The organism is Streptomyces dysideae, assembly GCF_001514305.1.
GTDB classification, from domain to species: domain Bacteria; phylum Actinomycetota; class Actinomycetes; order Streptomycetales; family Streptomycetaceae; genus Streptomyces; species Streptomyces dysideae.
This window is the reverse complement of record NZ_KQ949083.1, coordinates 138,864-161,029: the sequence shown is the minus strand read 5'-3', so window position 1 is coordinate 161,029 and position 22,166 is coordinate 138,864. Positions and strand designations below refer to the sequence as shown.

Annotated in this window: 22 protein-coding genes; 11 read left to right on the top strand and 11 right to left on the bottom strand. The window is 72.9% G+C overall.

Going from position 1 to position 22,166, the window contains the following annotated elements; all coding sequences use genetic code 11:
* Nucleotides 1-301: 301 nt before the first annotated feature.
* The 3 genes from AQJ91_RS17060 to AQJ91_RS17050 all read right to left on the bottom strand — a co-directional run bounded on the left by AQJ91_RS17060 (nucleotide 302) and on the right by AQJ91_RS17050 (nucleotide 4,067).
* Nucleotides 302-1,363: an ATP-binding protein gene (locus AQJ91_RS17060; RefSeq protein ID WP_067021922.1), complete on the bottom strand. Its 1,062-nt coding sequence runs from the start codon at nucleotides 1,361-1,363 to the stop codon at nucleotides 302-304.
* A gap of 133 nt (nucleotides 1,364-1,496) precedes the next feature.
* Entirely contained in the window at nucleotides 1,497-3,557 is a 2,061-nt protein-coding gene (locus AQJ91_RS17055) for a phage holin family protein (RefSeq protein ID WP_067021920.1), read from the bottom strand.
* Between the two features lie 102 nt (nucleotides 3,558-3,659).
* Nucleotides 3,660-4,067 carry a hypothetical protein gene (locus AQJ91_RS17050; RefSeq protein WP_067021918.1) on the bottom strand — a complete coding sequence of 136 codons (408 nt, stop codon included), beginning with the start codon at nucleotides 4,065-4,067 and terminating at the stop codon, nucleotides 3,660-3,662.
* Nucleotides 4,068-4,152: 85 nt separating this feature from the next.
* On the opposite strand from AQJ91_RS17050, the gene AQJ91_RS17045 reads away from it, so the two are divergent.
* Together AQJ91_RS17045 and AQJ91_RS17040 are read left to right on the top strand one after the other, a co-directional pair.
* The gene (locus tag AQJ91_RS17045) at nucleotides 4,153-4,926 is read left to right on the top strand and encodes an MBL fold metallo-hydrolase (RefSeq protein WP_067021916.1); all 774 of its coding nucleotides are present in this window, start codon (nucleotides 4,153-4,155) and stop codon (nucleotides 4,924-4,926) included.
* Entirely contained in the window at nucleotides 4,923-5,549 is a 627-nt protein-coding gene (locus AQJ91_RS17040) for a DedA family protein (RefSeq protein ID WP_067021914.1), read from the top strand. Before AQJ91_RS17045 ends, AQJ91_RS17040 begins: the two co-directional genes overlap by 4 nt.
* A gap of 262 nt (nucleotides 5,550-5,811) precedes the next feature.
* Here AQJ91_RS17040 and AQJ91_RS17035 read toward each other — a convergent pair whose 3' ends face one another.
* The 4 genes from AQJ91_RS17035 to AQJ91_RS17020 all read right to left on the bottom strand — a co-directional run bounded on the left by AQJ91_RS17035 (nucleotide 5,812) and on the right by AQJ91_RS17020 (nucleotide 10,206).
* Entirely contained in the window at nucleotides 5,812-6,870 is a 1,059-nt protein-coding gene (locus tag AQJ91_RS17035) for an MBL fold metallo-hydrolase (RefSeq protein WP_067021912.1), read from the bottom strand.
* On the bottom strand, nucleotides 6,867-8,114 hold the full coding sequence (locus AQJ91_RS17030) for an aminotransferase class I/II-fold pyridoxal phosphate-dependent enzyme (RefSeq protein ID WP_067021911.1): 1,248 nt from the start codon (nucleotides 8,112-8,114) through the stop codon (nucleotides 6,867-6,869). Before AQJ91_RS17030 ends, AQJ91_RS17035 begins: the two co-directional genes overlap by 4 nt.
* A 202-nt stretch (nucleotides 8,115-8,316) precedes the next feature.
* Complete coding sequence (locus AQJ91_RS17025; RefSeq protein ID WP_067021901.1) at nucleotides 8,317-8,973, bottom strand: hypothetical protein; 657 nt, start codon at nucleotides 8,971-8,973, stop codon at nucleotides 8,317-8,319.
* 522 nt (nucleotides 8,974-9,495) lie between these two features.
* Nucleotides 9,496-10,206 (bottom strand): ANTAR domain-containing response regulator, encoded by a 711-nt coding sequence (locus tag AQJ91_RS17020; RefSeq protein ID WP_079085013.1) that lies wholly within the window; start codon nucleotides 10,204-10,206, stop codon nucleotides 9,496-9,498.
* Nucleotides 10,207-10,317: 111 nt separating this feature from the next.
* Between AQJ91_RS17020 and AQJ91_RS17015 the strand changes: the two genes are divergently transcribed.
* Complete coding sequence (locus tag AQJ91_RS17015) at nucleotides 10,318-11,445, top strand: GAF domain-containing protein (RefSeq protein WP_067021899.1); 1,128 nt, start codon at nucleotides 10,318-10,320, stop codon at nucleotides 11,443-11,445.
* An 18-nt stretch (nucleotides 11,446-11,463) separates the two neighbouring features.
* Here AQJ91_RS17015 and AQJ91_RS17010 read toward each other — a convergent pair whose 3' ends face one another.
* Nucleotides 11,464-12,255: an RNA polymerase sigma factor SigF gene (locus tag AQJ91_RS17010; protein WP_067021897.1), complete on the bottom strand. Its 792-nt coding sequence runs from the start codon at nucleotides 12,253-12,255 to the stop codon at nucleotides 11,464-11,466.
* Between the two features lie 247 nt (nucleotides 12,256-12,502).
* On the opposite strand from AQJ91_RS17010, the gene AQJ91_RS17005 reads away from it, so the two are divergent.
* Entirely contained in the window at nucleotides 12,503-14,296 is a 1,794-nt protein-coding gene (locus AQJ91_RS17005; RefSeq protein ID WP_067021895.1) for a thiamine pyrophosphate-requiring protein, read from the top strand.
* Here the strand turns inward: AQJ91_RS17005 and AQJ91_RS49485 are convergent.
* Nucleotides 14,250-14,453 carry a hypothetical protein gene (locus AQJ91_RS49485; protein WP_079085012.1) on the bottom strand — a complete coding sequence of 68 codons (204 nt, stop codon included), beginning with the start codon at nucleotides 14,451-14,453 and terminating at the stop codon, nucleotides 14,250-14,252. The genes AQJ91_RS17005 and AQJ91_RS49485 overlap by 47 nt on opposite strands.
* A gap of 173 nt (nucleotides 14,454-14,626) precedes the next feature.
* On the opposite strand from AQJ91_RS49485, the gene AQJ91_RS17000 reads away from it, so the two are divergent.
* The 3 genes from AQJ91_RS17000 (at nucleotide 14,627) to AQJ91_RS16990 (ending at nucleotide 16,231) form a co-directional block, all read left to right on the top strand.
* Complete coding sequence (locus tag AQJ91_RS17000) at nucleotides 14,627-15,022, top strand: DUF2795 domain-containing protein (protein WP_067021893.1); 396 nt, start codon at nucleotides 14,627-14,629, stop codon at nucleotides 15,020-15,022.
* 88 nt (nucleotides 15,023-15,110) lie between these two features.
* A complete protein-coding gene (locus AQJ91_RS16995) occupies nucleotides 15,111-15,530 on the top strand; it encodes a CBS domain-containing protein (RefSeq protein WP_067021891.1) in 420 nt (139 codons plus the stop codon).
* A gap of 146 nt (nucleotides 15,531-15,676) precedes the next feature.
* Complete coding sequence (locus tag AQJ91_RS16990; protein ID WP_067021889.1) at nucleotides 15,677-16,231, top strand: type 1 glutamine amidotransferase domain-containing protein; 555 nt, start codon at nucleotides 15,677-15,679, stop codon at nucleotides 16,229-16,231.
* Nucleotides 16,232-16,243: 12 nt separating this feature from the next.
* Here AQJ91_RS16990 and AQJ91_RS16985 read toward each other — a convergent pair whose 3' ends face one another.
* Nucleotides 16,244-16,507, bottom strand: a complete 264-nt coding sequence (locus AQJ91_RS16985; RefSeq protein ID WP_067021887.1) for a DUF6158 family protein — start codon at nucleotides 16,505-16,507, stop codon at nucleotides 16,244-16,246.
* A gap of 58 nt (nucleotides 16,508-16,565) precedes the next feature.
* On the opposite strand from AQJ91_RS16985, the gene AQJ91_RS16980 reads away from it, so the two are divergent.
* The gene (locus tag AQJ91_RS16980) at nucleotides 16,566-17,672 is read left to right on the top strand and encodes a baeRF2 domain-containing protein (RefSeq protein WP_067021884.1); all 1,107 of its coding nucleotides are present in this window, start codon (nucleotides 16,566-16,568) and stop codon (nucleotides 17,670-17,672) included.
* A gap of 93 nt (nucleotides 17,673-17,765) precedes the next feature.
* Here AQJ91_RS16980 and AQJ91_RS16975 read toward each other — a convergent pair whose 3' ends face one another.
* Entirely contained in the window at nucleotides 17,766-19,385 is a 1,620-nt protein-coding gene (locus AQJ91_RS16975; RefSeq protein WP_067021882.1) for an ABC-F family ATP-binding cassette domain-containing protein, read from the bottom strand.
* A 115-nt stretch (nucleotides 19,386-19,500) separates the two neighbouring features.
* Between AQJ91_RS16975 and AQJ91_RS16970 the strand changes: the two genes are divergently transcribed.
* The 3 genes from AQJ91_RS16970 (at nucleotide 19,501) to AQJ91_RS16960 (ending at nucleotide 22,154) form a co-directional block, all read left to right on the top strand.
* Complete coding sequence (locus AQJ91_RS16970; protein ID WP_067021880.1) at nucleotides 19,501-20,994, top strand: bifunctional phosphatase PAP2/diacylglycerol kinase family protein; 1,494 nt, start codon at nucleotides 19,501-19,503, stop codon at nucleotides 20,992-20,994.
* A gap of 125 nt (nucleotides 20,995-21,119) precedes the next feature.
* Nucleotides 21,120-21,941, top strand: a complete 822-nt coding sequence (locus AQJ91_RS16965) for a class I SAM-dependent methyltransferase (RefSeq protein ID WP_067021878.1) — start codon at nucleotides 21,120-21,122, stop codon at nucleotides 21,939-21,941.
* 42 nt (nucleotides 21,942-21,983) lie between these two features.
* On the top strand, nucleotides 21,984-22,154 hold the full coding sequence (locus AQJ91_RS16960) for a hydrophobic protein (RefSeq protein WP_067021876.1): 171 nt from the start codon (nucleotides 21,984-21,986) through the stop codon (nucleotides 22,152-22,154).
* The last annotated feature ends 12 nt before the right edge of the window (nucleotides 22,155-22,166 follow it).

Sequence of the window (22,166 nt, the reverse complement as noted above, 5' to 3'; positions counted from 1 at the left end):
GGCGCCATCCCGATACCAGCGGCGCGCCGCAGCACCGCTCGAACGACGACACAGCACAGCCACTCCATCCGGACTCCGGCGCCCCGTCGCGGCACAGCCCGAACGACCGCGGCCCATCCCGGCCACACCCCGACGAGCCCACCCCATCGCGCCACCACCGGACCGGCGCCCGCTCACCGCTGCACCACCACCAGGTCGGCGCCCGCGCACCACCGCACCACCACCGGCCGGCGCCCGCCCATCACCGCACCACCACCAGCCCGACGCCCACTCACCGCCGCGCCACCACCAGGGCCCCCACTCACCGCCGCGCCTCCACCAGCCGCGGCATGTCCCGGGCCGCCTCCACCAGGAACCAGGACGGCAGCACCGGGTTGCCGTCGGTGTCGGAGGCGATGACGCTCTGGGCGACCTCCACCGAGATCTCGGCGAGCTGCACCAGCAGCGACTTGGCGCGGTACGCGGTCTGGCGGCCGTTCGCCGTCATGTGCTCCCTGCTTACGGGCAGTTCCTTGATCAGGCGGCCGCGGAAGGACTCGGCGAGGTAGTAGAGGAGGTCCCGGTCCTCCATGCGGTGCGGCCAGCGGGCGTCACCCTTGATGATCGCCTCGATGCCGAACTGGCTGCGCACGATCTTGACGTAGCCGCTGAACGCGGTCGCGTGCACGGGCGTCAGGGTGCCGTGCGCGAGCACCTTCAGCGTCTCCTCGTCGAGGCCGGCGCCGAAGGAGTGCAGCGCGTCGGAGAGCATGTGCCAGGAGCGGGGCGTGGAGAACGGCTCCTCGGTCTTCGGCGGCTTGGACCACAGGTGGTCGGGCCGGTCGGTGAGGTGGTCCAGGATCCACGGGTGGATGCCGTTGTCGGCGGCCCAGGTCAGCCAGTCTCTGGCGGACGCCTCCAGGTGGACGTGGGTGAGGCGGTTGACCAGCGCGGAGGCGATCGGGCGGGCGAGGGCGTTGTCGGTGGCGCGGTTGCCGGCGCCGATGACGATCGAGCCCTTGGGCAGCTCGTAGTTGCCGATACGGCGGTCCAGGATCAGCGAGTAGAACGCCTTCTGCACATCCGGGGTGGCCGCGTTCAGCTCGTCCAGGAACAGGCAGTACGGCTCGTCGCGGGCGATCGCCTCCGGCGGGCAGAACACGGAGCGCCCGTCACGGATCTGCGGGACGCCGATCAGGTCCTCAGGCGCGAGCTGCGTACCGAGCAGGCTCACGCACTCCAGCCCCAGCGACTCGGCGAACTCCCTGACCAGGGAGGACTTTCCGATACCGGGGGCACCCCAGATGAAGACCGGCCGCACGGTGGCGAGACCGAGCAGCAGTTCCGGGATTCGGGCGGGCGTGACCGTGACAGCTGCCTGCACGCAGCAACGCTCCCTTCTGCGCCTGAACCGGCGCCGCTCTCGCGGATGTGGGTGCCCGCCATTGAGGTTCTCAATTGATGGTTGCGGTCGTCATGCGATTATTCGCGGCGCCGCCACCGGAGCCGCTGCGACGTCACGCCGCCCGCTGGTCCTGAGGCTCCGTCAGCGGCACCTGGGGTCCGCCGGATTCCCGCAGCCAGCGGCCCAGCACCCGGTGGATGTGCTCGGCGCCGACGAGGTCCTCCCCCTCGTCGACCGGCGCGGACAGGGCGTTGGGCGACAGCAGGAAGGCCTTGCCCTGGGCGCCGCCGAGGCCGCCGTGGGAGCCGATCTGCTCCTCGAAGGCGAGGACTTCGCCGTCGGCCGGGTCGTACCAGGAGTTGACCATGATGTCGGCGGTGTGCGGGAAGGAGTGTGTGCGGCGTACGGCGTCCGCGGCGCCCGGCTCGAAGGGCTCCAACGGGCCGGGATTCTCGTCGAGTTGGCCGAGGGGGATCTCCGCGCCGAACGGACCGATCACCACCCCGCCGTGCTCCTCGCTGCGGACCAGCAGGAAGCCGATGCCGGGGTGGTTGGCGAGCGTGGTGAGCAGTGCGGGGTGGCGGGCGTCGATCTCCTCCTTGCTCATGCGGTGCGGCACGTCCGGGAAGGAGACCAGACCGAGGTTGCCGGAGGCCAGCACGATCGGCTCGGAGCGGCGGCGTGCGGGGCGGTGCTGCTCGCCGCCCTCCTCGACGGGCCTGCGCAGGGCCGCCCGCACCGCCGCGCGGGCCTCGGCGCCGCTGTGGGTGCGCTGGGCCCGGCGCGGCACGGGCAGTCCGCAGCCGGCCCGGACCAGGTCGCCGAGGCCGAGGCCGTAGCGGGTGCGGAAGGTCTCGCCGGGGCTCTGGCCGTGGTCGGACAGCACGACGATCCGGTACGGCCGCGGCGCGTGCTCGGCGACCTTCTCGATCAGCGAGAGGGACCGGTCCAGGCGTTCGAGGACCTTCTCGGCGTCGAGGCTGAACGGCCCGGAGTGGTGCGCCACTTCGTCGTACGCGACGAGGTCGGCGTAGACGGCGGTGCGCCCGGCGAGCATGTCGCCCATCACCGCGGCGACGACGACATCCCGCTCGACGACGGTCGCGAAGGCGCGGATGAACGGGTAGAGGCCGCCGCGTTTGACGCGCGGGCGGACCTTCTTGGCGCGGGCCCGGGTGGACTGGCCGATCTCGCGGCCGACCTCGGCGACGAACGACAGGGCGGTGCGCACGGCGTTGGCGGGGTCGGAGAAGTAGGCGAAGTAGCCGGCCCGGGAGCGGTTCTCGCGGTTGCGCCGCTTGGTGGCGATGGACAGCACGAGGGCCTGTTCGTCGGCGCCGCCGCTGAAGAGGTTGCCGCGGCTGGCGCCGTCGGCGCCGAGCAGCCCGCTGTCACCGGTGCGCTCGACGGCCCGGCGCTGGAGCTCGACGGCGCTGGACGGGCGGTTGCAGACCATCACCTCGCGGGTGTCCTTCTCGTACCAGCGGAAGGCGGGCACGTCGTGGTTGCTGCCGTGCAGGATGCCGAGCTGGCTGGCGCCGGTCTGGCTGGACCAGTCGGTACGCCACGGGGTCAGCCGGTGGGTGCGCTCCAGCCATCCGGCGACGGTGGGCATCAGGTCCTTGCCGACCGCGTCCAGCAGGACGTCGTGGCCGACGCCGTCGAACTGCACGAACACCGTGCCGGGGCCGGCCGGGCAGGCCGGGGCGGACCTGCGGCGCCGGTCGGCGAGGCGGTACAGGCGTCGCCGGTAGGCGTCGTCGTCGCGTACCGCGAGGGCGGCGCCGGTGGCGGAGGCGACGGCGGACATCACGGCGGCGACGATGACGGCGGTCTCGGGGGCGGCCTCGCTGTCCCCGGAGGGCACGATGCGCAGGGCGAGGATCAGCAGTGAGCCGTTGAGGAAGAACACCAGCAGCCCGAGGACGAGCGCGGGCACCAGCAGCAACAGCCGTACCAGGAACGGCCATACGAGGGCCGACAGCAGACCGAAGGCGCCGGCGCCGAGCGCGGCCGTGACCGCGATCCGGGTGGCGCTGTCGCCGTCCGCGGACTGGAGCCGGAAGTCGGGCAGCGCACCGGCCAGGATGAGCATCGTGAGGGTCGAGACCGCCCACACCGCGACGCTCCGCCCGACCTGACTGGCGCCCCGCCGCCAACGCCCTCCACCCACGCCCAGCTCACCTCACGTCCCGGCCCGTCGTCGCTGCGGGCCTGTACCCACCCTGTCACAACGGCCGGGACGAGCCCTTTGTCCCCCGGACCGGGCACCGCGTCAGCGGCCGTCGTATCCCGCGGTCGGCATCGACAGCCGCCGGTGCACGCATGCCTTCATCTGCGCGTCGTACGCGGGCTCCTCGCGGCCCACCGTCTCGATGCGCACCCCGCGCCGTACGCACTCCGCGGTGAACTCCTCGACGGACGACAGCGCGCTCTCCAGCACTCTGCGGCTGGGCGCGACGAACAGATCGCGGCCGGGCCGTACGCCCTCCCAGAGGACGGTGTGGTCCGGGCGCAGGCCGCGGACGAGGAGCTCGCGGGCGACGACGTACCCGTGCTCGGCGGCCCAGCGGGCGCACATGGCGTGCTGGCTGCGGGAGTCCACCAGGAAGGGGTCGGCGTCCAGCTCCTCCAGGGGCGTCAGACTGGCGATCGCCGTGACGCGCACTACACATGACCCCATGGCGTCCCCCCCTCACCTCCGGGTTTCGCCGCCGACCCTACTCCAGCCCGTAGGCTTCGGGGAGTCGCGTGAAGGAGGCAAAGAGGTGCCCGTGGAGATCACGTGGTGGGGGCACGCCACCTGCACGGTCGCGGACTCGGGCGTACGTGTGCTCACCGACCCCCTGTTCGCCCGCCGGCTCGCGCATCTGCGCCGTCGCCGGGGTGCGCTCCCGGCGCCCGACGCCTGGCGCGCCGACCTCACGCTCGTGTCCCATCTGCACGCCGACCACCTGCACGTTCCGTCGCTGGCCCGGCTCGACGCGGGCACGCGCCTGCTCGTGCCCCGGGGCGCACCACGCGTGGTGCCGGGGCTGCGCCGGCTCACCCATCTGCGGGTCAGCGAGGTGGAGCCGGGCGATGTGGTCTCGGTGGGCGGGGTGGCGGTACGGGCCGTGCCCGCGCGGCACGACGGGCGGCGGCTGCCGGTCGGCCCGCACCGCTCCCCCGCGCTCGGCTACGTCGTCGAGGGCGAGGCACGCACCTACTTCGCCGGGGACACCGGACTGTTCGAGTCGATGGCCAAGGAGGTCGGGCCGGTCGACGTGGCGCTGCTGCCGGTCGGCGGCTGGGGGCCGTACCTCGGCGACGGCCATCTGGACGCCGGGCGGGCGGCTCAGGCGCTGGCCCGGCTGACGCCGCGCAGTGCGGTGCCGGTGCACTACGGCACGTACTGGCCGATCGGGATGGATGCCGTGCGCCCCCATGAATTCCATGCGCCGGGCGACGAGTTCGTACGGCTCGCGGCCGAGCAGGCACCCGACGTGGCGGTGCACCGGCTCGGGCACGGGGAGAGCGTGCGTCTGGAGGTGGCGCGGTGAGCGTACTGGCGGCCACCGCCACGACGGTGCCTCCCGAGTCCACCCAGCAGGCGATCGGCTATCCGTCGCTGTTCCTGCTGGTGCTCATCGGGGCGCTGGTGCCGGTGGTGCCGACGGGGGCGCTGGTGAGTTCGGCGGCCGTGGTGGCCTTTCACCAGACGGCGCCGTTCGCGCTGGCGCTGGTGTTCGTGACGGCGTCGCTGGCCGCGTTCCTCGGCGATGTGACGCTGTACTGGCTGGGGCGGCGCGGGATGGGCTCGAAGAACGGCTCGCGCTGGCTGGCGGCGATCCGGGCGCGGGCGCCGGAGGACCGGCTGGCCCAGGCGCAGGAGAAGCTCGCCGACCATGGGGTGGCGGTCCTGGTGCTGTCCCGGATGGTGCCGGCGGGGCGGCTCCCGGTGATGCTGGCCTGTCTGATGGCGAAGTGGCCGATGCGCCGCTTCGCCCGCGGCAACCTTCCGGCCTGCCTGGCCTGGGCGGTGACGTACCAGCTGATCGGGATCCTCGGCGGCTCCCTTTTCAAGGAGCCGTGGGAGGGCGTGGTCGCGGCGATCGCGCTGACCTTGGCGATCAGCGCGACGCCGAGTCTGTGGCGGAGGATCCGCAGGACCATGGCCGCATAGCTGGTGCCCCGGCAGGCAACGTTCGCCCGTTAAGGAGCGGCGTCCGGTGCGTGCTCTCGGTGTGCCGGGTACATGCCCTCGTACTGGACGTACTTGGGTTTGTGCCCGGTGCTGCGAGTGGGGGCACCTCCCACGCCCTTGAGGCAGTGGGGGAGCGTGCCGGGCGTCGCGACGGGGCGAATGGTGCCTGTTGGGGCACTAGGGCGTGTTTCGAAAGTCCCGTCTGCCCGGCGGGCGGACGACGCCACTTTCGAAACACGCCCTAGTCCAGTATCCGTGACCCTCCCACTGGCAGATCCCAGAGGTTCTCGCGGTCCAAGCCCGCCTTCTCCCAGGCCGCACGCACGCGTGTCAGCGGTTCGAGGACCGGCTCCGCCGAGAGGACGAACGTGCCCCAGTGCATCGGTGCCATCCGGCGCGCGCCCAGGTCCTGGGCGGCGCGGACCGCCTCCTCCGGGTTGCAGTGGACGTCGCTGAGCCACCAGCGGGGGTCGTAGGCGCCGATGGGGAGCAGGGCGAGGTCGATGCCGGGGTAGCGCTCGCCGATGCGGGTGAACCAGTGGCCGTAACCGGTGTCGCCCGCGAAGTGGACGCGCCGGCCGTCCGGGGCGGTGAGCACCCAGCCGCCCCACAGGCTGCGGCAGGTGTCGGTGAGGGTGCGCTTGGACCAGTGGTGGGCAGGCACGAAGTCGAAGCGGACGCCGTCCAGTTCGGCCGCCTCCCACCAGTCCAGCTCGGTGACGCGCGTGAACCGGCGGCGGCGGAACCAGCGGGCCAGGCCGGCCGGCACGAACACCGGGGTGTCGCGCGGGAGGCGGCGGAGTGTGGGCGCGTCCAGGTGGTCGTAGTGGTTGTGGCTGATGACGACCGCGTCGACGCGCGGCAGGGCGCTCCAGGCGATGCCGACCGGGGTGATGCGGGCGGGGGTGCCGAGGATGCGGCGCGACCAGACCGGGTCGGTGAGGACCGTCAGGCCGCCGATCCGCACGACCCAACTGGCGTGTCCCGCCCAGGAGACGGCGACCGTGCGCGTGTCCACGCGGGGCAGCGGGCCCGGCTCGAACGGCAGTCGCGGAATGTCGGCGAGGCCTTCCCGGCCGGGGCGGACGGCGCCCTCGCGGGCGAAGCGGGCGACGGCCTTGAGGCCGGGCAGCGGGGCGGTCAGCCGGTCGTGGAAGGTCCGCGGCCACACCCGGCGCTCGCCCAGCGGCCGGGGCTCGGCGAGCGGCGGGAACGGGGGCGCGATGGACGGGGCGGACGCCGGGGCGTCGGCTTGCTGGGCGGTCGTACTGGTGGTGGTCGACTCGGACTGCTGCGTCATCGAGGAGGCTCCCATCGCTGAGCGTCGTCGCGGAGATCGTCGAAGACCGACTTCAAGGAGATCAACGCGCGTTGCACGTGTGGCAGTTCCAACGGCGAGGGTGAACTGAGGCATTCCGCGCGCTCCTCGTCCGTGCCGCCCAGCAGCGGCCCGGTGGACAGCCGTACGCGCAGCGCCCCGAGGTCGTCGCCGAAGCGATGCCCGCCCGGCGCGGGCATGCCGAGCCGGGCCGCGAGGAAGTCCTCCAGGTCCTGTGCGTCGCCCACGCCGTGCGCGGACAGGGCGACCCGCAGGGGACCGAGGTCGGCGTACAGATGGCGGCCGGCCTGCGGGGGCCGGGCCAGGGCGCCCGCCGTGACGACGGCCTGGTGCGCGGCGGCGGCCACGCGCGCGTGCAGGCGTACGGCCGTGGCGAGCCGTGCGGTGACCGGCTCGGGCTCGCCGAGCGCGTAGCCGGCGGCGGCCGCGACCGGTGTGGCGACCTGGGCGCCGAGTGCGGTGAGCACGTCCAGCACGCGCGCGTGGAGGTCGTCACCGGCCTCGCCCGCGGGGAAGCGGGCGACCGCGGCGGGCCAGCCGGGCGGCAGCAGGGCGCCGGCCAGGTCGGTGACGACGGTGACCTTCTCGGGCAGCATCTCGGCGGGGCTGAGCAGCACGGTGTCGTGCGGTGCGTGCAGGGTGTCCCGCCAGGTCTCGTCGCTGACCAGGTGCAGGCCCTCGCCGGTGGCGGCCTCGACAGTCTCGTGCAGCACCTCGGGCGGGGCCACGGTGGCGGTGGGGTCGTCGGCGACGGACAGCACCAGCAGGCGCGGGTCACCGCCCTCGGCACGGACCCGGCGGACGGTCTCCAGCAGCGCGTACGGATCCGGGACGCCGCCGGACTCGGCCGGTGTCGCCACATGGAAGACGGGTCTTCCCAGCAGGCGTGCGTAGGGCGCCCACCAGGCGGCGCAGGGCCGCGGCACCAGGACGTCGCCGCCGAGGGCGGCGGTCAGCGCGACGAGCAGGGCGGGGGCGCCAGGTGCGGCGACCGCGCGGTCGGGGCCCGCGGTCAGGCCGCGCCGGTCCCAGTAGCCGCACGCCGCCTCCAGGAGCGCGGTACCGCCGCCGACCGGCTCGCTGCCGGCCCGGCCGGCGGCCGCGGCGAGCACGGCGGCGAGTTCGGGCAGCAACGGCAGCCCGTCCTCCGGGAGCGGGGGGCCGTAGCGGACGGGGCCGTGGCCCTCCGGGTCCGTCCGCCGCATGCGTACCTCCGCGCAGTGCCTGGTGCCGTACTCGCTGTGCTCGCTGTGCTCGTTCGTGGACCGGAGGTCCGTGGGGTGCGCCCCGTGGTTCGTACGGTGTCCTACGGTGTGTCGCGCACCCCTCGCGCTCTGAGTACCCAGCGAGCCGCCGCCCCATGAGCGTTCGCCGGGTTGCGCCGGTCACAGACCCGGCCGGTGGGGGTCACTCACCCCCGGCGGGCTCCTTGCGGCGCAGCCGGTACACGGCGCAGCCCAGCGCGCCGGCGATCAGTACTCCGCCGGTGACCAGGGCGGGGACGGAGTCGGTGAAGGCGCCACCCGCGCCGGCCCGTACGCCGTGCTGGACCGCCGAGCCGGCGCAGGGGTCGCGGGGCGTCGATACCGTGCCGTGGTGGGTCGGCTCGGGGCACGGCCGTTTGCTGCCGCCGCCTCCACCGCGTTCCACCGTGAACGTCGCGCTCCACGGCTTGCCCTGTCCGCCGTGCGCGGCCGGGCAGGTGCCGTCGACGGTCCACGCTGAGTCCTTGGCGACCGGGTCCGCGCCACCCTCGAAGTTTCCGGCGGGCGCGATGCGGGCGGTGCCGCGGTAGGCGAGGTCGGCCGCCCCTTGGTGGTCTTTGCCGGGGACCTTCTGGAGCTGGACGGTGCCCTCGTCGAAGGCCTGCGAGGTGGCGTCGATCGTGGCGGGCGCGGCGCCGCCGACGTGGTCGCAGGTGACCGCGACGGTGACGCTGCCGCCCGGGGCGACGGTGGCCGGGCTGACCTCCGCGGCCGGGTCCGCGGAGACGGCCGGGGCGGCGATGCCCAGGGCGGCACCGGCCAGCGCGGCGACGGACAGGACACGGGCGGTGCGGCGCATGGGACGGGCTCCTTTTGCCGACGGCTGCGGGGGCACATCGGTCGTGCCCCCGCAGCCATCACAGCCCGCCCGGCGCCGGGGCGCGCGCGGCCGGACACCATTCGCAGGACGCGGGGCCGCCGAGCGGGTGACGCCGGGGAGGGAGTGGGCCGGGGCAGGGGGCTCACTACGGCCGGGCGGGTCGGGGAACGGGGCCACACCACGACCGGGCGAACCAAGGACCAGCACCCACCACGACCAGGCCGACCAAGGACCAGCACCCACCACGACCAAGCGGATCGGGAACCGCGACCCACCACAGCCCGGCGGGCCAGCAACCGGTCCCCACCACGGCCATGCGGGCCAGCGACCGGACCCCGTCGCGACGGGGTCGGTTGGGAAACCGGACCCCCGTCCGTGGCCGAGGCAGCCCCCGACCCCGGACCCACCGCCGGGCTCTGCGCGCTCACCCCCCGTGCTCGCCCTCCGGAAACGGCACCGCCCACGGCGGCCCAGCCCGGTCCCCCGCCCCTACGAGCCCCCTCAGTTCATCAGCGCGGCCAAGTCCCGCTCCAGCCCCCGCCCCCGCCTCTCGACCACCGCCGACGCGACGTCCGTGAGCTTGCGGTTGGTGTGCTGGGAGATGCGGCGCAGGACGCCGAAGGCGGTGTCGGCGTCACAGCCGAGGACGTGCATGACGATGCCGCAGGCCTGGTCGACGACGGGCCGGGAGCGCAGGGCGGTGCCCAGGTGGTCGAGTTCGGTGAGCGCGGCCCGGTAGGAGCGGTCGCGGACCAGACAGGTCGCGGCGAACTCCCCCAGGGCGTGCGCGGGCCCGTGCCGGGCGTCATCGAGGGCGCGGGGCCGGAAGCTGTAGAGGCTGAGCGTCACGGTCAGGCCGGACCGGCGGAAGGGCAGCGTGACGCTGGAGCGCACGCCCGAGTCGAGCGCCAGGGCGCGGTATTCCGGCCAGCGGTCGTCCCGCAGCAGGTCGGCCGAGTCGACGGGCTCGCCGCGCTCCAGGGCGGCCGGAATGGGACCGTCGCCGGAGCGGAGCTGCACCGCGACGAGTCCGGCGAGGTCGGGATGGGTGACGGCGGCGGGCCGTTCCGCTCCCGCCTCGGACACCATGGTGCTGGCACCGCAGCAGTCGGAGGTGCAGCGCACCGCCTGTTCGGCCAGCTCGGACAGCCGTCGCCCGGGAAGGGCGGCCTCGGGGGACTCGTTCCCCAACTGACCGACGTGTTCCGGCATCTTGGATTCCTCCTCTTGTGAACGCCTGCCCCTGCTTCCGTGTGGGAAACGGGGAGGACGGGTTGGGTCCGTGACACCCCGGAAAGGCTTGCGGCGAGCTACGTTCGTCGCATGGCGCAGACGGACGAATTCGGTGAGGAGCTCGCGGATTTCGTGCGCCGCGTCGCGGAGCTCAAGGCGGCACGTTCCGTTTCGGGCGGGGACCTGCCGACGGTGCTCGACGCGGCGATCTTCGAACTCGACCATGTGGCCGACCAGTTGTGGCCGTGGTACGAGCGGCTGTCCTCGGGCGGCACGCCCCGCACGGCTCCCGCCGACCGGCAGGAGCAGCAGCTGCTGCGGGCGGTGTTCCAGCGGTTCCCGCTGCCGGTGGCGCTGGTGGACCGGGAGACCGTGGTCCGCAGGCTGAACTTCGCGGCGACCTCCTTCACGGGTGTCCGCTCCGGCTATGCGACGGGCCGGCCGCTGACGGGTTTCCTGGCCCACGCCGACCGGGTGGCGTTCCGTTCCCAGGCCGCGGCGGTGGCGCGCGGCGAGGGCGACCGCAGCCTGACCGTCCATCTCCAGCAGCACCCGAACACGCCGGTGCACGCGACGCTCGCCGCCGTACGCCCGAGCGACGAGCCGCGTCCCACGGTGCTGGTGGTGCTGCAGCCCGGCGACCGGGGGTCACTGGCGGGACCGGGCCCGGGTGAGAGCCCGACGGGTCAGGTGCCGGACCTCACGGAGACCACCCGGCACGCATCCCTGATGGACCTGCTGGACACCATGACCACCACCCTGCTGACCGCACCCCCCGACGGCCCCGAGGCACTTCTGCGCCGGGCGGCGGGCGCGCTGCACGGCCGTTTCGCGGACTGGGTCGTGGTGGACGCGGGCGCGGCCCGGCTGTCCCGTACGGCGGTGTTCGGGCCGTCGGAGAAGGAGGCGGCCGCGCTGGCGGGCCAGGATCCGGCCGCGTGCCCCCTGGTCGTCGAGGCGGCACGCGGCGGCTCCTCGGCCCTTCAGATACGCCCGGAGGACCCGGACGCCTTCGGCACGCACACCGACGGCGCCCCGGTCCTCGTACAGACGAACGTCACCTCACTGCTGTGCGTGCCACTGACGGCCGGGGGCACCGTCCAGGCCGTACTCACCCTGTTTCGCTGCGGCCCCCGCCTGGCGTTCTCGATGGCAGAGGCCCAGGCGATGGACATGATGGCCCGCCACATGTCACTGGCTGCGTACAACGCCCCGTAAGGGGCGCGACCCGGCCCCTCAGGCCACGTCGCTCAACACCTGCTCCCGCACCCGACTGCAGCACCGGCTGATCAGCCGGGACACATGCATCTGCGAGATGCCGAGCTGCTCGGCGATCCGGCTCTGCGTCATGTCCCCGAAGAACCGCATGTACAGAATCGCCCGCTCACGCTCCGGCAGCGCCGCCAGCCGCGGCTTGACCGCCTCGCGGTCCACGACCGTGTCCAGCGCGGGATCGGCCGACCCCAGGGCGTCGCTCAAGGAGTACCCGTCCTCGCTGCCGGGCAGCTCCGCGTCGAGGGACAGCGCGGTGAAACTCTCCAGCGCCTCCAGCCCGACCAGGACGTCGGCCTCGCTCATGTCGGCGTGCTCGGCGAGCTCGGCGACCGTGGGCCTGCGGCCGGAGACGGTCTGCAGGTCCTGGACGGCGAACCGGACGCGGTTGCGCAGGTCCTGGACCCGGCGCGGCACGTGCAGCGTCCACATGTGGTCGCGGAAGTGCCGCTTGATCTCGCCGGTGATGGTGGGCACGGCGTAGCTCTCGAAGGCGTTGCCGCGCGCGGGGTCGTACCGGTCGACGGCCTTGACCAGTCCGAGGGCCGCGACCTGGCGCAGGTCCTCGAAGCTCTCGCCGCGGCTGCGGAAGCGTCCGGCGAGCCGTTCGGCCATGGGCAGCCAGGCCTCCACGATCTCGTCACGGAGGGTGTCTCGCTGCTGGCCCGCGGGCAGCGCGGCGAGTTGCCGGAAGGCTTCCGCGGTGTCGGGGGCGTCGTCGTGCGGGTGGTGCTTCGCGCTCACTGAAGTGGGCATGATGCGTCGCAACTCCCTTGGTTGTGCTCTGCTTTGGACGGTCAACCGTGGGAGAGGAACGCGGACCGGAACCGGACACACCCGTGGCGACCGAATCGCCGCTCCCACGGACGTGCCTCCTGTCCGAAGCACTGTTCATTCGCCTGCCCTCGCGCCCGTGGTGCAAACACCCGCGCAGGTTTTCGGCGGGCGGGCCGGGTGACTCGTATCGGTGCTGCCGTGTCCCATCGAGCCCGGGAGGTCCCGGATGAGCACCAAGGTCTCCGACCACGTTCTGCATCGGCTGCGCGAGTGGGGTGTGGAGCACGTCTTCGGTTATCCCGGCGACGGCATCAACGGCCTCCTCGCCGCGTGGGGGCGAGCCGAGAACCGGCCGAGGTTCATCCAGTCCCGGCACGAGGAGATGTCCGCGTTCCAGGCGGTCGGTTACGCCAAGTTCAGCGGTCGTGTCGGAGTGTGCGCGGCGACCTCCGGGCCCGGCGCGATCCACCTGCTCAACGGCCTCTACGACGCCAAGCTGGATCACGTCCCGGTGCTGGCGATCGTCGGCCAGACGGACCGCACCGCGATGGGCGGCTCGTACCAGCAGGAGGTGGACCTGCACACGCTCTTCAAGGACGTCGCCTCGGACTTCGTGGAGACGGTGACGGTCCCCGAGCAGCTGCCGAACGTCCTGGACCGGGCGATCCGCACCGCGTACGCGCGCCGCTCCCCCACGGCCGTCATCATCCCCGGCGATGTGCAGGAGCTCGACTACTCGCCGCCCACGCACGAGTTCAAGATGGTGCCCTCCAGCCTCGACCGCAGTTCCTGGACGGCGCTGCCGTCCGACGACTCGGTCCAGCGGGCGGCCGAGATCCTCAACGCCGGTGACAAGGTGGCGATCCTGGTCGGGCAGGGCGCGTCCGGCGCGCGGGCCGAGGTGGAGCGGATCGCCGAGCTCCTCGGCGCCGGCGTGGCCAAGGCGCTGCTCGGCAAGGACGTGCTGAGCGACGAACTGCCGTATGTCACCGGCGCGATCGGGCTGCTGGGCACGCGTCCGTCGTACGAGCTGATGCGGGACTGCGACACGCTGCTGACTGTCGGCTCGTCCTTCCCGTACACGCAGTTCATGCCGGACTTCGGCAAGGCGCGCGGGGTGCAGATCGACATCGACCCGCACATGGTGGGGATGCGCTATCCGTACGAGGTGAACCTCGTCGGCGACGCGAAGGCGACGCTGGAGCGGCTGATCCCGCTGATCGGCGCCGAGCGCGGGCGCGAGTGGTACGACACGGTGTGCGCGAACGTGACGCGCTGGCGCGATGTCATGGACCGGCGCGCGGGCCTGTCCGCCGACCCGATCAACCCGGAGTACGTGGCCCGTGCCCTGGACCCGCTGCTGCCGGGCAACGCGATCATCAGCTCCGACTCCGGTTCGGCCGCCAACTGGTACGCGCGGCACCTGACCATGCGGCCCGGTATGCGCGCCTCGCTGTCCGGCACGCTCGCCACGATGGGCTGCGGGGTGCCGTACGCGATCGGCGCGAAGTTCGCCCACCCGAACCGGCCGGCGATCGCGCTGGTCGGGGACGGTGCGATGCAGATGAACGGGCTGGCGGAGCTGATCACGGCGGCGAAGTACAAGGACCAGTGGGACGACCCACGGCTGGTCGTGGGCGTGTGGAACAACCACGACCTCAACCAGGTCACCTGGGAGATGCGCGCCATGGAGGGCGCACCGTCGTTCCTGCCCTCGCAGGAGATCCCGGACGTGCAGTACGCCGCGTTCGCCCGCTCCCTGGGTCTGACCGGCATCCGGGTGGAGAAGCCCGAGGACGTCGAGGCGGGCTGGCGGGCCGGTCTGGAGGCGGACGGGCCCGCGGTGATCGAGTTCCTGACCGATCCGGCCGTACCGCCGATCCCGCCGCACGCCACCTGGGACCAGATGGAGGCGACGGCGGCGTCGATCCTGAAGGGTGACACGGACCGGGGGTCGATGATCAAGCAGGGGTTCAAGGCGAAGGTGCAGGAGTTCCTGCCGGGCCGGGAGAAGAAGTAGCAGATGAAGTAGGCGAAGAAGCAGGGCGCAGCGGGGCCGGGACGGTGGCCGGACCGGCCTCGTCCCGTTCCTCCGGCAGCAGCAGTTCCTCGTAGCGGCCCAGCGCCAGCACCACGCCGAGCATCAGGATCGGAATGATCATCGCGAGCAGCGCCATGGCGTGTCCTTCCCCGGAAACGTGCGTGGGGGGGCCTGGGCCGGGTCTCCCGCCGTACGCGGAGCAAACCCCCGGTGCACGGACGCGCGCCGACGTCTTCCGCCGTACGAAGCCTGTGTCGGCCCGCGCTCTTCGGGTACGCGGTGTCCACCCCCGAAGATCTGGAGGGAGTCATGCAGCGAGGCAGTGACCGGCTGAGCGTCCATCGTGACGACGAGATGAAGCATGAGCTGCAGGGGCTGCTCCGCTCCGGGCACCCCACGCGGACCGAGGAGTGGCACGACCCCGAGCCGACCGCCGACGACGACCTCGAGATCGCGGGCGGTCCGGTGGCCCCGGGGACGTCCACGGCGTCGCTTGCGGCGGTCCGGCTGGAGCTGGCCCGGATCCTGGGCCGCAGCGCGTTCCCGGCCGGCCCGCGGGAGCTGGCCCGGGCACTGCGCCGCGAATACGCGCCCGACGCCCTCGTGGCGCCGCTGGAGCGGCTGCCGCAGTCGGCGCGCTACGCCAACGTCCAGGAGCTCGCCGAGGCCCTGACCCGCAGGGCCGGACCGGCACGGCACGCATAGCGGCCCGGCGCGGGGGTACTGCGGCGGCGTCACACCGACGCGGCCGCGGCACCCGTACCGGCCGGGGAAACCCAGGAAGGGCCCACCGATGGCTGATTTCGTGAGGGACGTCATGACTCCGGGCGTGGTCGCCGTCCGCCCGGACGCTTCGCTCGTCGAGGCGGCTCAGCTGATGCGCGCGCAGGACATCGGCGACGTGCTGGTCGCCGAGGGGCAGCAGGTCGTCGGGGTGCTCACCGACCGGGACATCGCGGTCCGCGCGGTCGCTGACGGCGCCGATCCGCTGACGGTGAGCGCCCAGGCGGTGTGCACCCTGGATCCGGTGGTGGTCCGCCCGGACGATCCGGTGACCGCGGCGGTCGCGCTGATGCGGGAGCACGCCGTACGCCGGCTGCCGGTCGTCGAGGACGGCCTGCCGGTCGGGATGGTGAGCCTCGGCGATCTGGCCGAGGCGCAGGATCCCGGCTCGGCGCTCGCCGACATCAGCCGTGCCGCGCCGGACGCCTGACGGCACCGAAGAGGCCGTCGGTAGCGGTCGTGAGGTGAAGCCCGTCGAGCAGCACATCCACAGTTTTCTGGAGTAGCTGGCGTTCGGCGCACTGTCCTCTTGATGTGTCTGCACGCCGCGTGCTACGGAAGGACGTTGAGGCGATCATGCGTATCGCGTTTCTGGCCGCGCCTGAGGGCGTCGAGCAGATCGAGCTGACCGATCCGTGGCAGGCCGCGGTGGACGCCGGTCACGAGCCGGTGCTCGTGTCGACGAAGCCGGGGGAGATCCAGGCGTTCCACCATCTCGACAAGGCGGACCGGTTCCCGGTCGACGATGTCGTGGGCCAGACGACGGCCGAGGACTTCGGCGGGCTCGTCCTGCCGGGCGGGGTCGCCAACCCCGACTATCTGCGGCTGAACCGGAAGGCCGTCGCGTTCGTGCGGGACTTCGTCGAGCGGGGCCGGCCGGTCGCCGCGATCTGCCATGCCGCGTGGACCCTGGTCGAGGCCGACGTCGTGCGCGGCCGGACGCTGACCTCCTGGCCGAGCGTGGCGACCGACATCCGCAACGCGGGCGGCACCTGGGTGGACGAGCAGGTGCGGATCTGCGACCACGGCCCGGGCAAGCTGGTCACCAGTCGCCGGCCGGCCGACCTGAAGGCGTTCGACGAGGCGTTCCTCGAGGTGTTCGCCGAGGCCGAGGCCAGGGCGGCCGGCTGACCCGCGGGGGCGTCACGCCCCCGTGCGGCGCCGCTCCCGGGCCCCTTCGCGGGTGCGGCCCGGTGCGACCGGGCGGCGCGGGTTGCGGCGCAGGTACTCGCCCTCCAGCTGGGCCATCCGTTCGTTGTGGGCCCGCAGTGCGTCGTTCGAGCCGTACAGCAGCGTGTCGTGGCGCGTCCGGTGGATGGTCTCCAGCTCCTTCATGAGCTGCTGCTCGTCCAGCCGGTCCGGGTCGACTCCGGTCATGGTGATGTCCCGCTCGTCGTGTTCGTTCATGGGGTCCGGGTACCCGCACGGTGAGCAACAGCACCCGAACGGCTTCCGGGAGTGAGCCATGGATCTCGCGTTTCTGCATTCACTGTACGAGCATCCGGGGCCGTGGGCCTCCGTCTACGTCAGTACGTCCCGGCACACGGAGGCCACGCCGCAGGAGCGGCATCTGACGGCTCTCGCGCTCTCCCGGGACCTGGCCGGGCAGGGTGCCGACGATGCGACCTGCCGGGCCGTGCGGGACGCGCTGGACGAGTTGCGGCACTCCACCGAGCCACACGGCCGGGCCCTGTTCGCGTGCGCCGGTGAGGTGGTCCTGAACCCGGCGCTGGCCCGCTCCCCGCAGGTCGACTCCGCGCACTGGGGGCCGCTGCCGCACACCGCTCCGCTGCTGGAGCTGGCCGGGGAGGACCCGGTCTGCGTGGTGGCGTACGTCGACCGCAAGGGTGCCGCGTTCGAGCTGCGCACCGCGCTGGGCCGGGAGGACGCCGGGTCGGTCGAGGGCCGGCAGCATCCCGTGCACCGTACGAGCACGGTCGACTGGTCGGAGCGGCACTTCCAGCTGAAGGTCGAGAACACCTGGGAGCACAACGCGGCGGAGATCGCCGACGCGCTCACCGTCTGCCAGGAGGAGACCCAGGCCGATCTGCTGATCCTGGTCGGCGACGACCAGCAGCGGCGGACCGTGCACGAGCGGCTGCCGGGGCGGCTGCACGATCGGGTGGTGGAAGCGCCGCACGGTACCGGCAGCAGGCTGCTGGAGGAGGACGTGGAGCAGGCCCGTGCGGAGCATGTACGGCAGCGGGCGGAGCGGGAGCTGGAGCGGTTCCTGGCGGCGCGGGAACCGGACGACGCGGGGCGGGCCGGGGCGGTGGAGGGGGTGCCGGCGCTGATCGAGGCGGCGCGGGAGCACCGTATCTCCGAGCTGCTGATCCGGCCGGACGGGCCGGACGCGCACCGTGAGGTGTGGATCGGTGAGGATCCCGACCAGGTGGCTGTGCGGCGTGGTGACCTGAAGATCCTGGGCGAGCGGCATGCCTGGGCTGCGAGGGCCGACGATGCGTTGATCCGGTCGGCGGTGGTTACGGGGGCGGGGGCGTTGTCGGTGGCGCCGGCGGGGGCGGATGCCGTGCCGGCGGGTGGCATGGGGGCCCTGCTGCGGTGGGCGTGAAGGGGCTCCGCCCCTTCGCCCCCGGCCTATGCCCACTCACCACCCGTTTACTGTCGGGAGAAGGGCTGGCCTCGCCTCTCCGCCCCCCACCCCCTACCTCGCCCGCTCCACCCTCCGCTCATCCCACACCGCCTCCGGCGTCTCCCGCACCCGCCCGTCGCTCCCGAAGACCAGGTAGCGGTCGAAGGAGCGGGCGAACCAGCGGTCGTGGGTGACCGCGAGGACCGTGCCGTCGAAGGCTTCCAGGCCCTCCTGGAGGGCTTCGGCGGACTCGAGGTCGAGGTTGTCGGTCGGCTCGTCGAGGAGGAGGGCCGTGGCGCCCTCCAGTTCGAGCAGGAGGATCTGGAAGCGGGCCTGCTGGCCGCCGGAGAGGCGGTCGAAGGCCTGTTCGGCCTGGCCGGTCAGCTCGTAGCGGCGCAGCCGGGACATCGCCGCGCCCTGGTTCTGGGAGTGCTCCGTCCACAGGATGTCCAGGAGGGTGCGGCCCTTGAGCTCGGGGTGGGCGTGGGTCTGGGCGAAGTGTCCGGGCACGACGCGCGCGCCCAGCTTCCAGTCCCCCGTGTGCGCCACGGTGTCGCCGGCGAGCAGCCGCAGGAAGTGCGACTTGCCGGAGCCGTTGGAGCCGAGGACGGCGACGCGTTCGCCGTAGAAGACCTCCAGGTCGAAGGGTTTCATCAGGCCGGTGAGCTCAAGTCCCTTGCAGGTGACCGCCCTCAGGCCGGTACGGCCGCCCTTCAAGCGCATCTTGATGTCCTGCTCGCGTGGCGGCTCCGGGGGCGGTCCGGCCTCCTCGAACTTGCGCAAACGGGTCTGGGCGGCACGGTAGCGGGAGGCCATGTCGGGGCTGTTCTCGGCGGCCTGACGCAGCGTCAGCACCAGTTTCCTCAGTTGTGCGTGTTTCTCGTCCCAGCGTCGGCGCAACTCCTCGAAACGGGCGAAGCGTTCGCGGCGGGCCTCGTGGAAGGTGGCGAAGCCTCCGCCGTGCACCCAGGCGTCGGCGCCGGCGGGGGAAGGTTCCACCGAGACGATCTTCTCAGCCGCCCGGGAGAGCAGTTCGCGGTCGTGGGAGACGAAGAGGACCGTCTTGCGGGTCTCCTTCAGCCGCTCCTCCAGCCACCGCTTGCCGGGTACGTCGAGGTAGTTGTCCGGCTCGTCGAGCAGCAGGACCTCGTCGGTACCGCGCAGCAGTGCCTCCAGGACCAGGCGTTTCTGCTCGCCGCCGGACAGGGTGCGCACCTGGCGCCACTGCGCCTTCTCGTACGGCACGCCGAGCGCGGCCGTGGTGCACATGTCCCACAGCGTCTCGGACTCGTACCCGCGCGCCTCGGCCCAGTCGGCGAGCGCCTGCGCGTACCGCAGCTGGGCGGCCTCGTCGTCGACGGTCATGATGGCGTGCTCGGCCTCGTCGACGGCCCGCGCGGCCTCGCGGATACGGGGCGGTGCGACCGACACGAGCAGGTCCCGTACGGTCGTCTCGTCCCGTACGGATCCCACGAACTGGCGCATCACGCCCAGGCCGCCGCTGACGGTGACGGTCCCGCCGTGCGGCTTCAGCTCGCCGGAGATCAGCCGCAGCAGGGTCGTCTTCCCGGCGCCGTTGGGCCCGACCAGGGCGACGACGGCGCCCTCGCCCACCCGGAAGGACACGTCGCCGAGCAGCGCCCTCCCGTCGGGGAGGTGGTACTCGAGGTGTGCGGCTTCCAGATGTCCCATGAGGCCGCATTGTGCGGTCCCGCCGCCATGCCGGGCAAACGCATATCCGGCGCCGACCCGCCCGGGTGGCGTGCGGCATTAGGCAACTCCGGCCTTCATGGGGTACTCGTCGCGCATGAGCCCCGACGTAGATCTCACCGTCCCGAAGCCCGGACACCACGTCCTGCGCGACCGGCTGCTGGCCCTCGACTCCCGGCTGTTCGAGTTCGCGGCCGAGCGGCACTGGCCCGGCGGCGGACCGGTGCTGCCGCGGCTGAGCCGGAGCGCGAACCACGGCAAGCTGTGGTTCGCGGCCGCGGCCGTCATGGCGGCGAGCCGTACACCCCGGGCCCGGCGGGCCGCCGCGCGCGGTGTCGCCTCGCTGGCGCTGGCCTCCCTGACCATCAACACGCTCGGCAAGCGCTCGGTACGCCGTACCCGCCCGGTCCTGGATCCGGTGCCGCTGGTCCGGCAGCTGAAGCGGCAGCCGATCACCACGTCGTTCCCGTCGGGTCACTCCGCGTCGGCGGCCGCGTTCGCGACCGGTGTCGCCCTGGAGTCGCCGGCCTGGGGCGCGGCGATCGCGCCGATCGCCTTCTCGGTGGCCATGTCGCGCGTCTACACCGGCGTCCACTTCCCCAGCGACGTGCTGGCGGGCGCGGCGCTGGGCGCGGGCGCCGCGTTCGCCGTACGGGGCATGGTGCCGACCCGCGCGCAGCTGATTCCGCCGGCCCGGCCGCGCGCCGACGTCCCGGCACTGCCGGACGGTGACGGTCTGGTCGTCGTGGCCAACGCGGCCTCGGGCACCGCGGACCGGGTGCACGTCCTGCTCGACACGCTGCCGCGGGCCGAGGTCGTCGTCTGTGAACCGGCGGAGGTCCCGGCCGAGCTGGAGAAGGCGGCGGCAAGGGCCCGGGTGCTCGGGGTGTGCGGCGGCGACGGCACGGTGAACGCGGCCGCCGGGATCGCCCTGCGCCACGGTCTGCCCCTGGCCGTGCTGCCCGGCGGCACGATGAACCACTTCGCCTACGACCTGGGCGTGGAGGACGTACGCGATCTGAGCCGGGCCGTGCGGCGGGGCGAGGCCGTGCGGGTGGACGTGGGCCGGTTCAGCAGCGACGGGCAGCAGGGGCTGTTCCTCAACACGTGCAGCCTGGGCGTGTATCCGGAGCTGGTGCGGGAGCGGGACCGCTGGGCGCACCGGATCGGCGGCTGGCCGGCCGGGGTGCTCGCGGTGCTGCGCGTGCTGCGCACCGACCGCCATCCGCTGGAGGCCGAACTGGGCGGCCGGGCCCGCCCGTTGTGGCTGCTGTTCGCCGGGAACGGCACCTATCACCGGATGGGCCTCGCGCCGGGCCGGCGGGTGGACCTGGCGGACGGCCGGCTCGACGTGCGGGTGGTGCACGGCGGCCGCCGCCCCGCGGCACGCCTGCTCGCGGCCGCCCTGGCCGGCCCGCTGACCCGCTCCCCCGTCCACGCGGCGGTGCAGGTGACCCGGCTGCAGTTGTCCGGCGTCACGCCGGGCGCCCTGCTCGCCTACGACGGCGAAGTCACCGAGGTGAGCGGCGAGGTGACGCTGGAGAAGCTCCCGGAGGCGCTGACGGTCTACCGGGCGCTGCCCGGCGACTGACGGCACCGTTGTCCATATAGTAAAACGCCGGTCTCACTATTCGACATGCGGGCGTACGGTGTCGGGTATCGCCCGGCGGGGCCGTGCGCCCCGTGAGCCGGTACGCCGAGACGAGGGGAACCGCCATGCCGATGGCCGAGGAAACCGCCGTGTACACGCACGGGCACCACGAGTCCGTGCTGCGTTCTCACACCTGGCGCACCGCAGCCAACTCCGCGGCCTATCTGCTCGGTTCACTCAGGCCGCACATGAAAATCCTGGACATCGGCTGCGGTCCGGGCACCATCACCGCCGACCTGGCGGCGCTGGTGCCCGACGGGCACGTCACCGGCGTGGACCGGGCGCCGGAGATCCTGGCACAGGCCGGGGCGACGGCGACCGCCCGCGGGCTGACGAACATCGACTTCGCGGTCGCCGACGTGCACGCCCTGGACTACCCGGACGACACGTTCTGCGTCGTCCACGCCCACCAGGTGCTGCAGCACGTCGGCGATCCGGTGCAGGCGCTGCGCGAGATGAGGCGGGTCACCAGACCGGGCGGGTTCGTCGCGGTCCGTGACGCGGACTACGCGGCCATGACCTGGTACCCGGCGTCCCGGGGACTGGACGAGTGGCTGGGCCTCTACCGCCGGGTGGCCCGTGCCAACGGCGGCGAGCCGGACGCCGGGCGCCGTCTGAAGTCCTGGGCGCTGCGGGCGGGCCTCACGGACATCACGGCCACCTCCACCAGTTGGACCTTCTCGACGGCGGACGAGCGGGCCTGGTGGAGCGGCCTGTGGGCGGACCGCACGCTGGCCTCCGCCTACGCCGAGCGGGCCACGGAGGGCGGGCACGCGACCACGGAACAGCTGCGGGCCGTGTCGGAGGCGTGGCGGAAGTGGGGAAAGCGGGAGGACGGCTGGTTCAGCGTGCTGCACGGAGAGATTCTGTGCCGTAAGCACGTCTGATCCGCGCATTCCTGGAAACCCGGTGAGCAGGAGGTTCTCACTATGGTTCCCATCCTGCTCGTGTTGGTTTTGGCGCTGATTCTCTTCGGCGCCGGATTCGCGGTGGACCTGCTCTGGTACATCGCTCTGGCGGTTCTTGTGCTGTGGCTGCTGGGGTTCTTCGTGCGTGGCACGACGGCGGCCGGTGGCAGGGGTCGCTGGTACCGGTGGTGAACTGATTTCAGT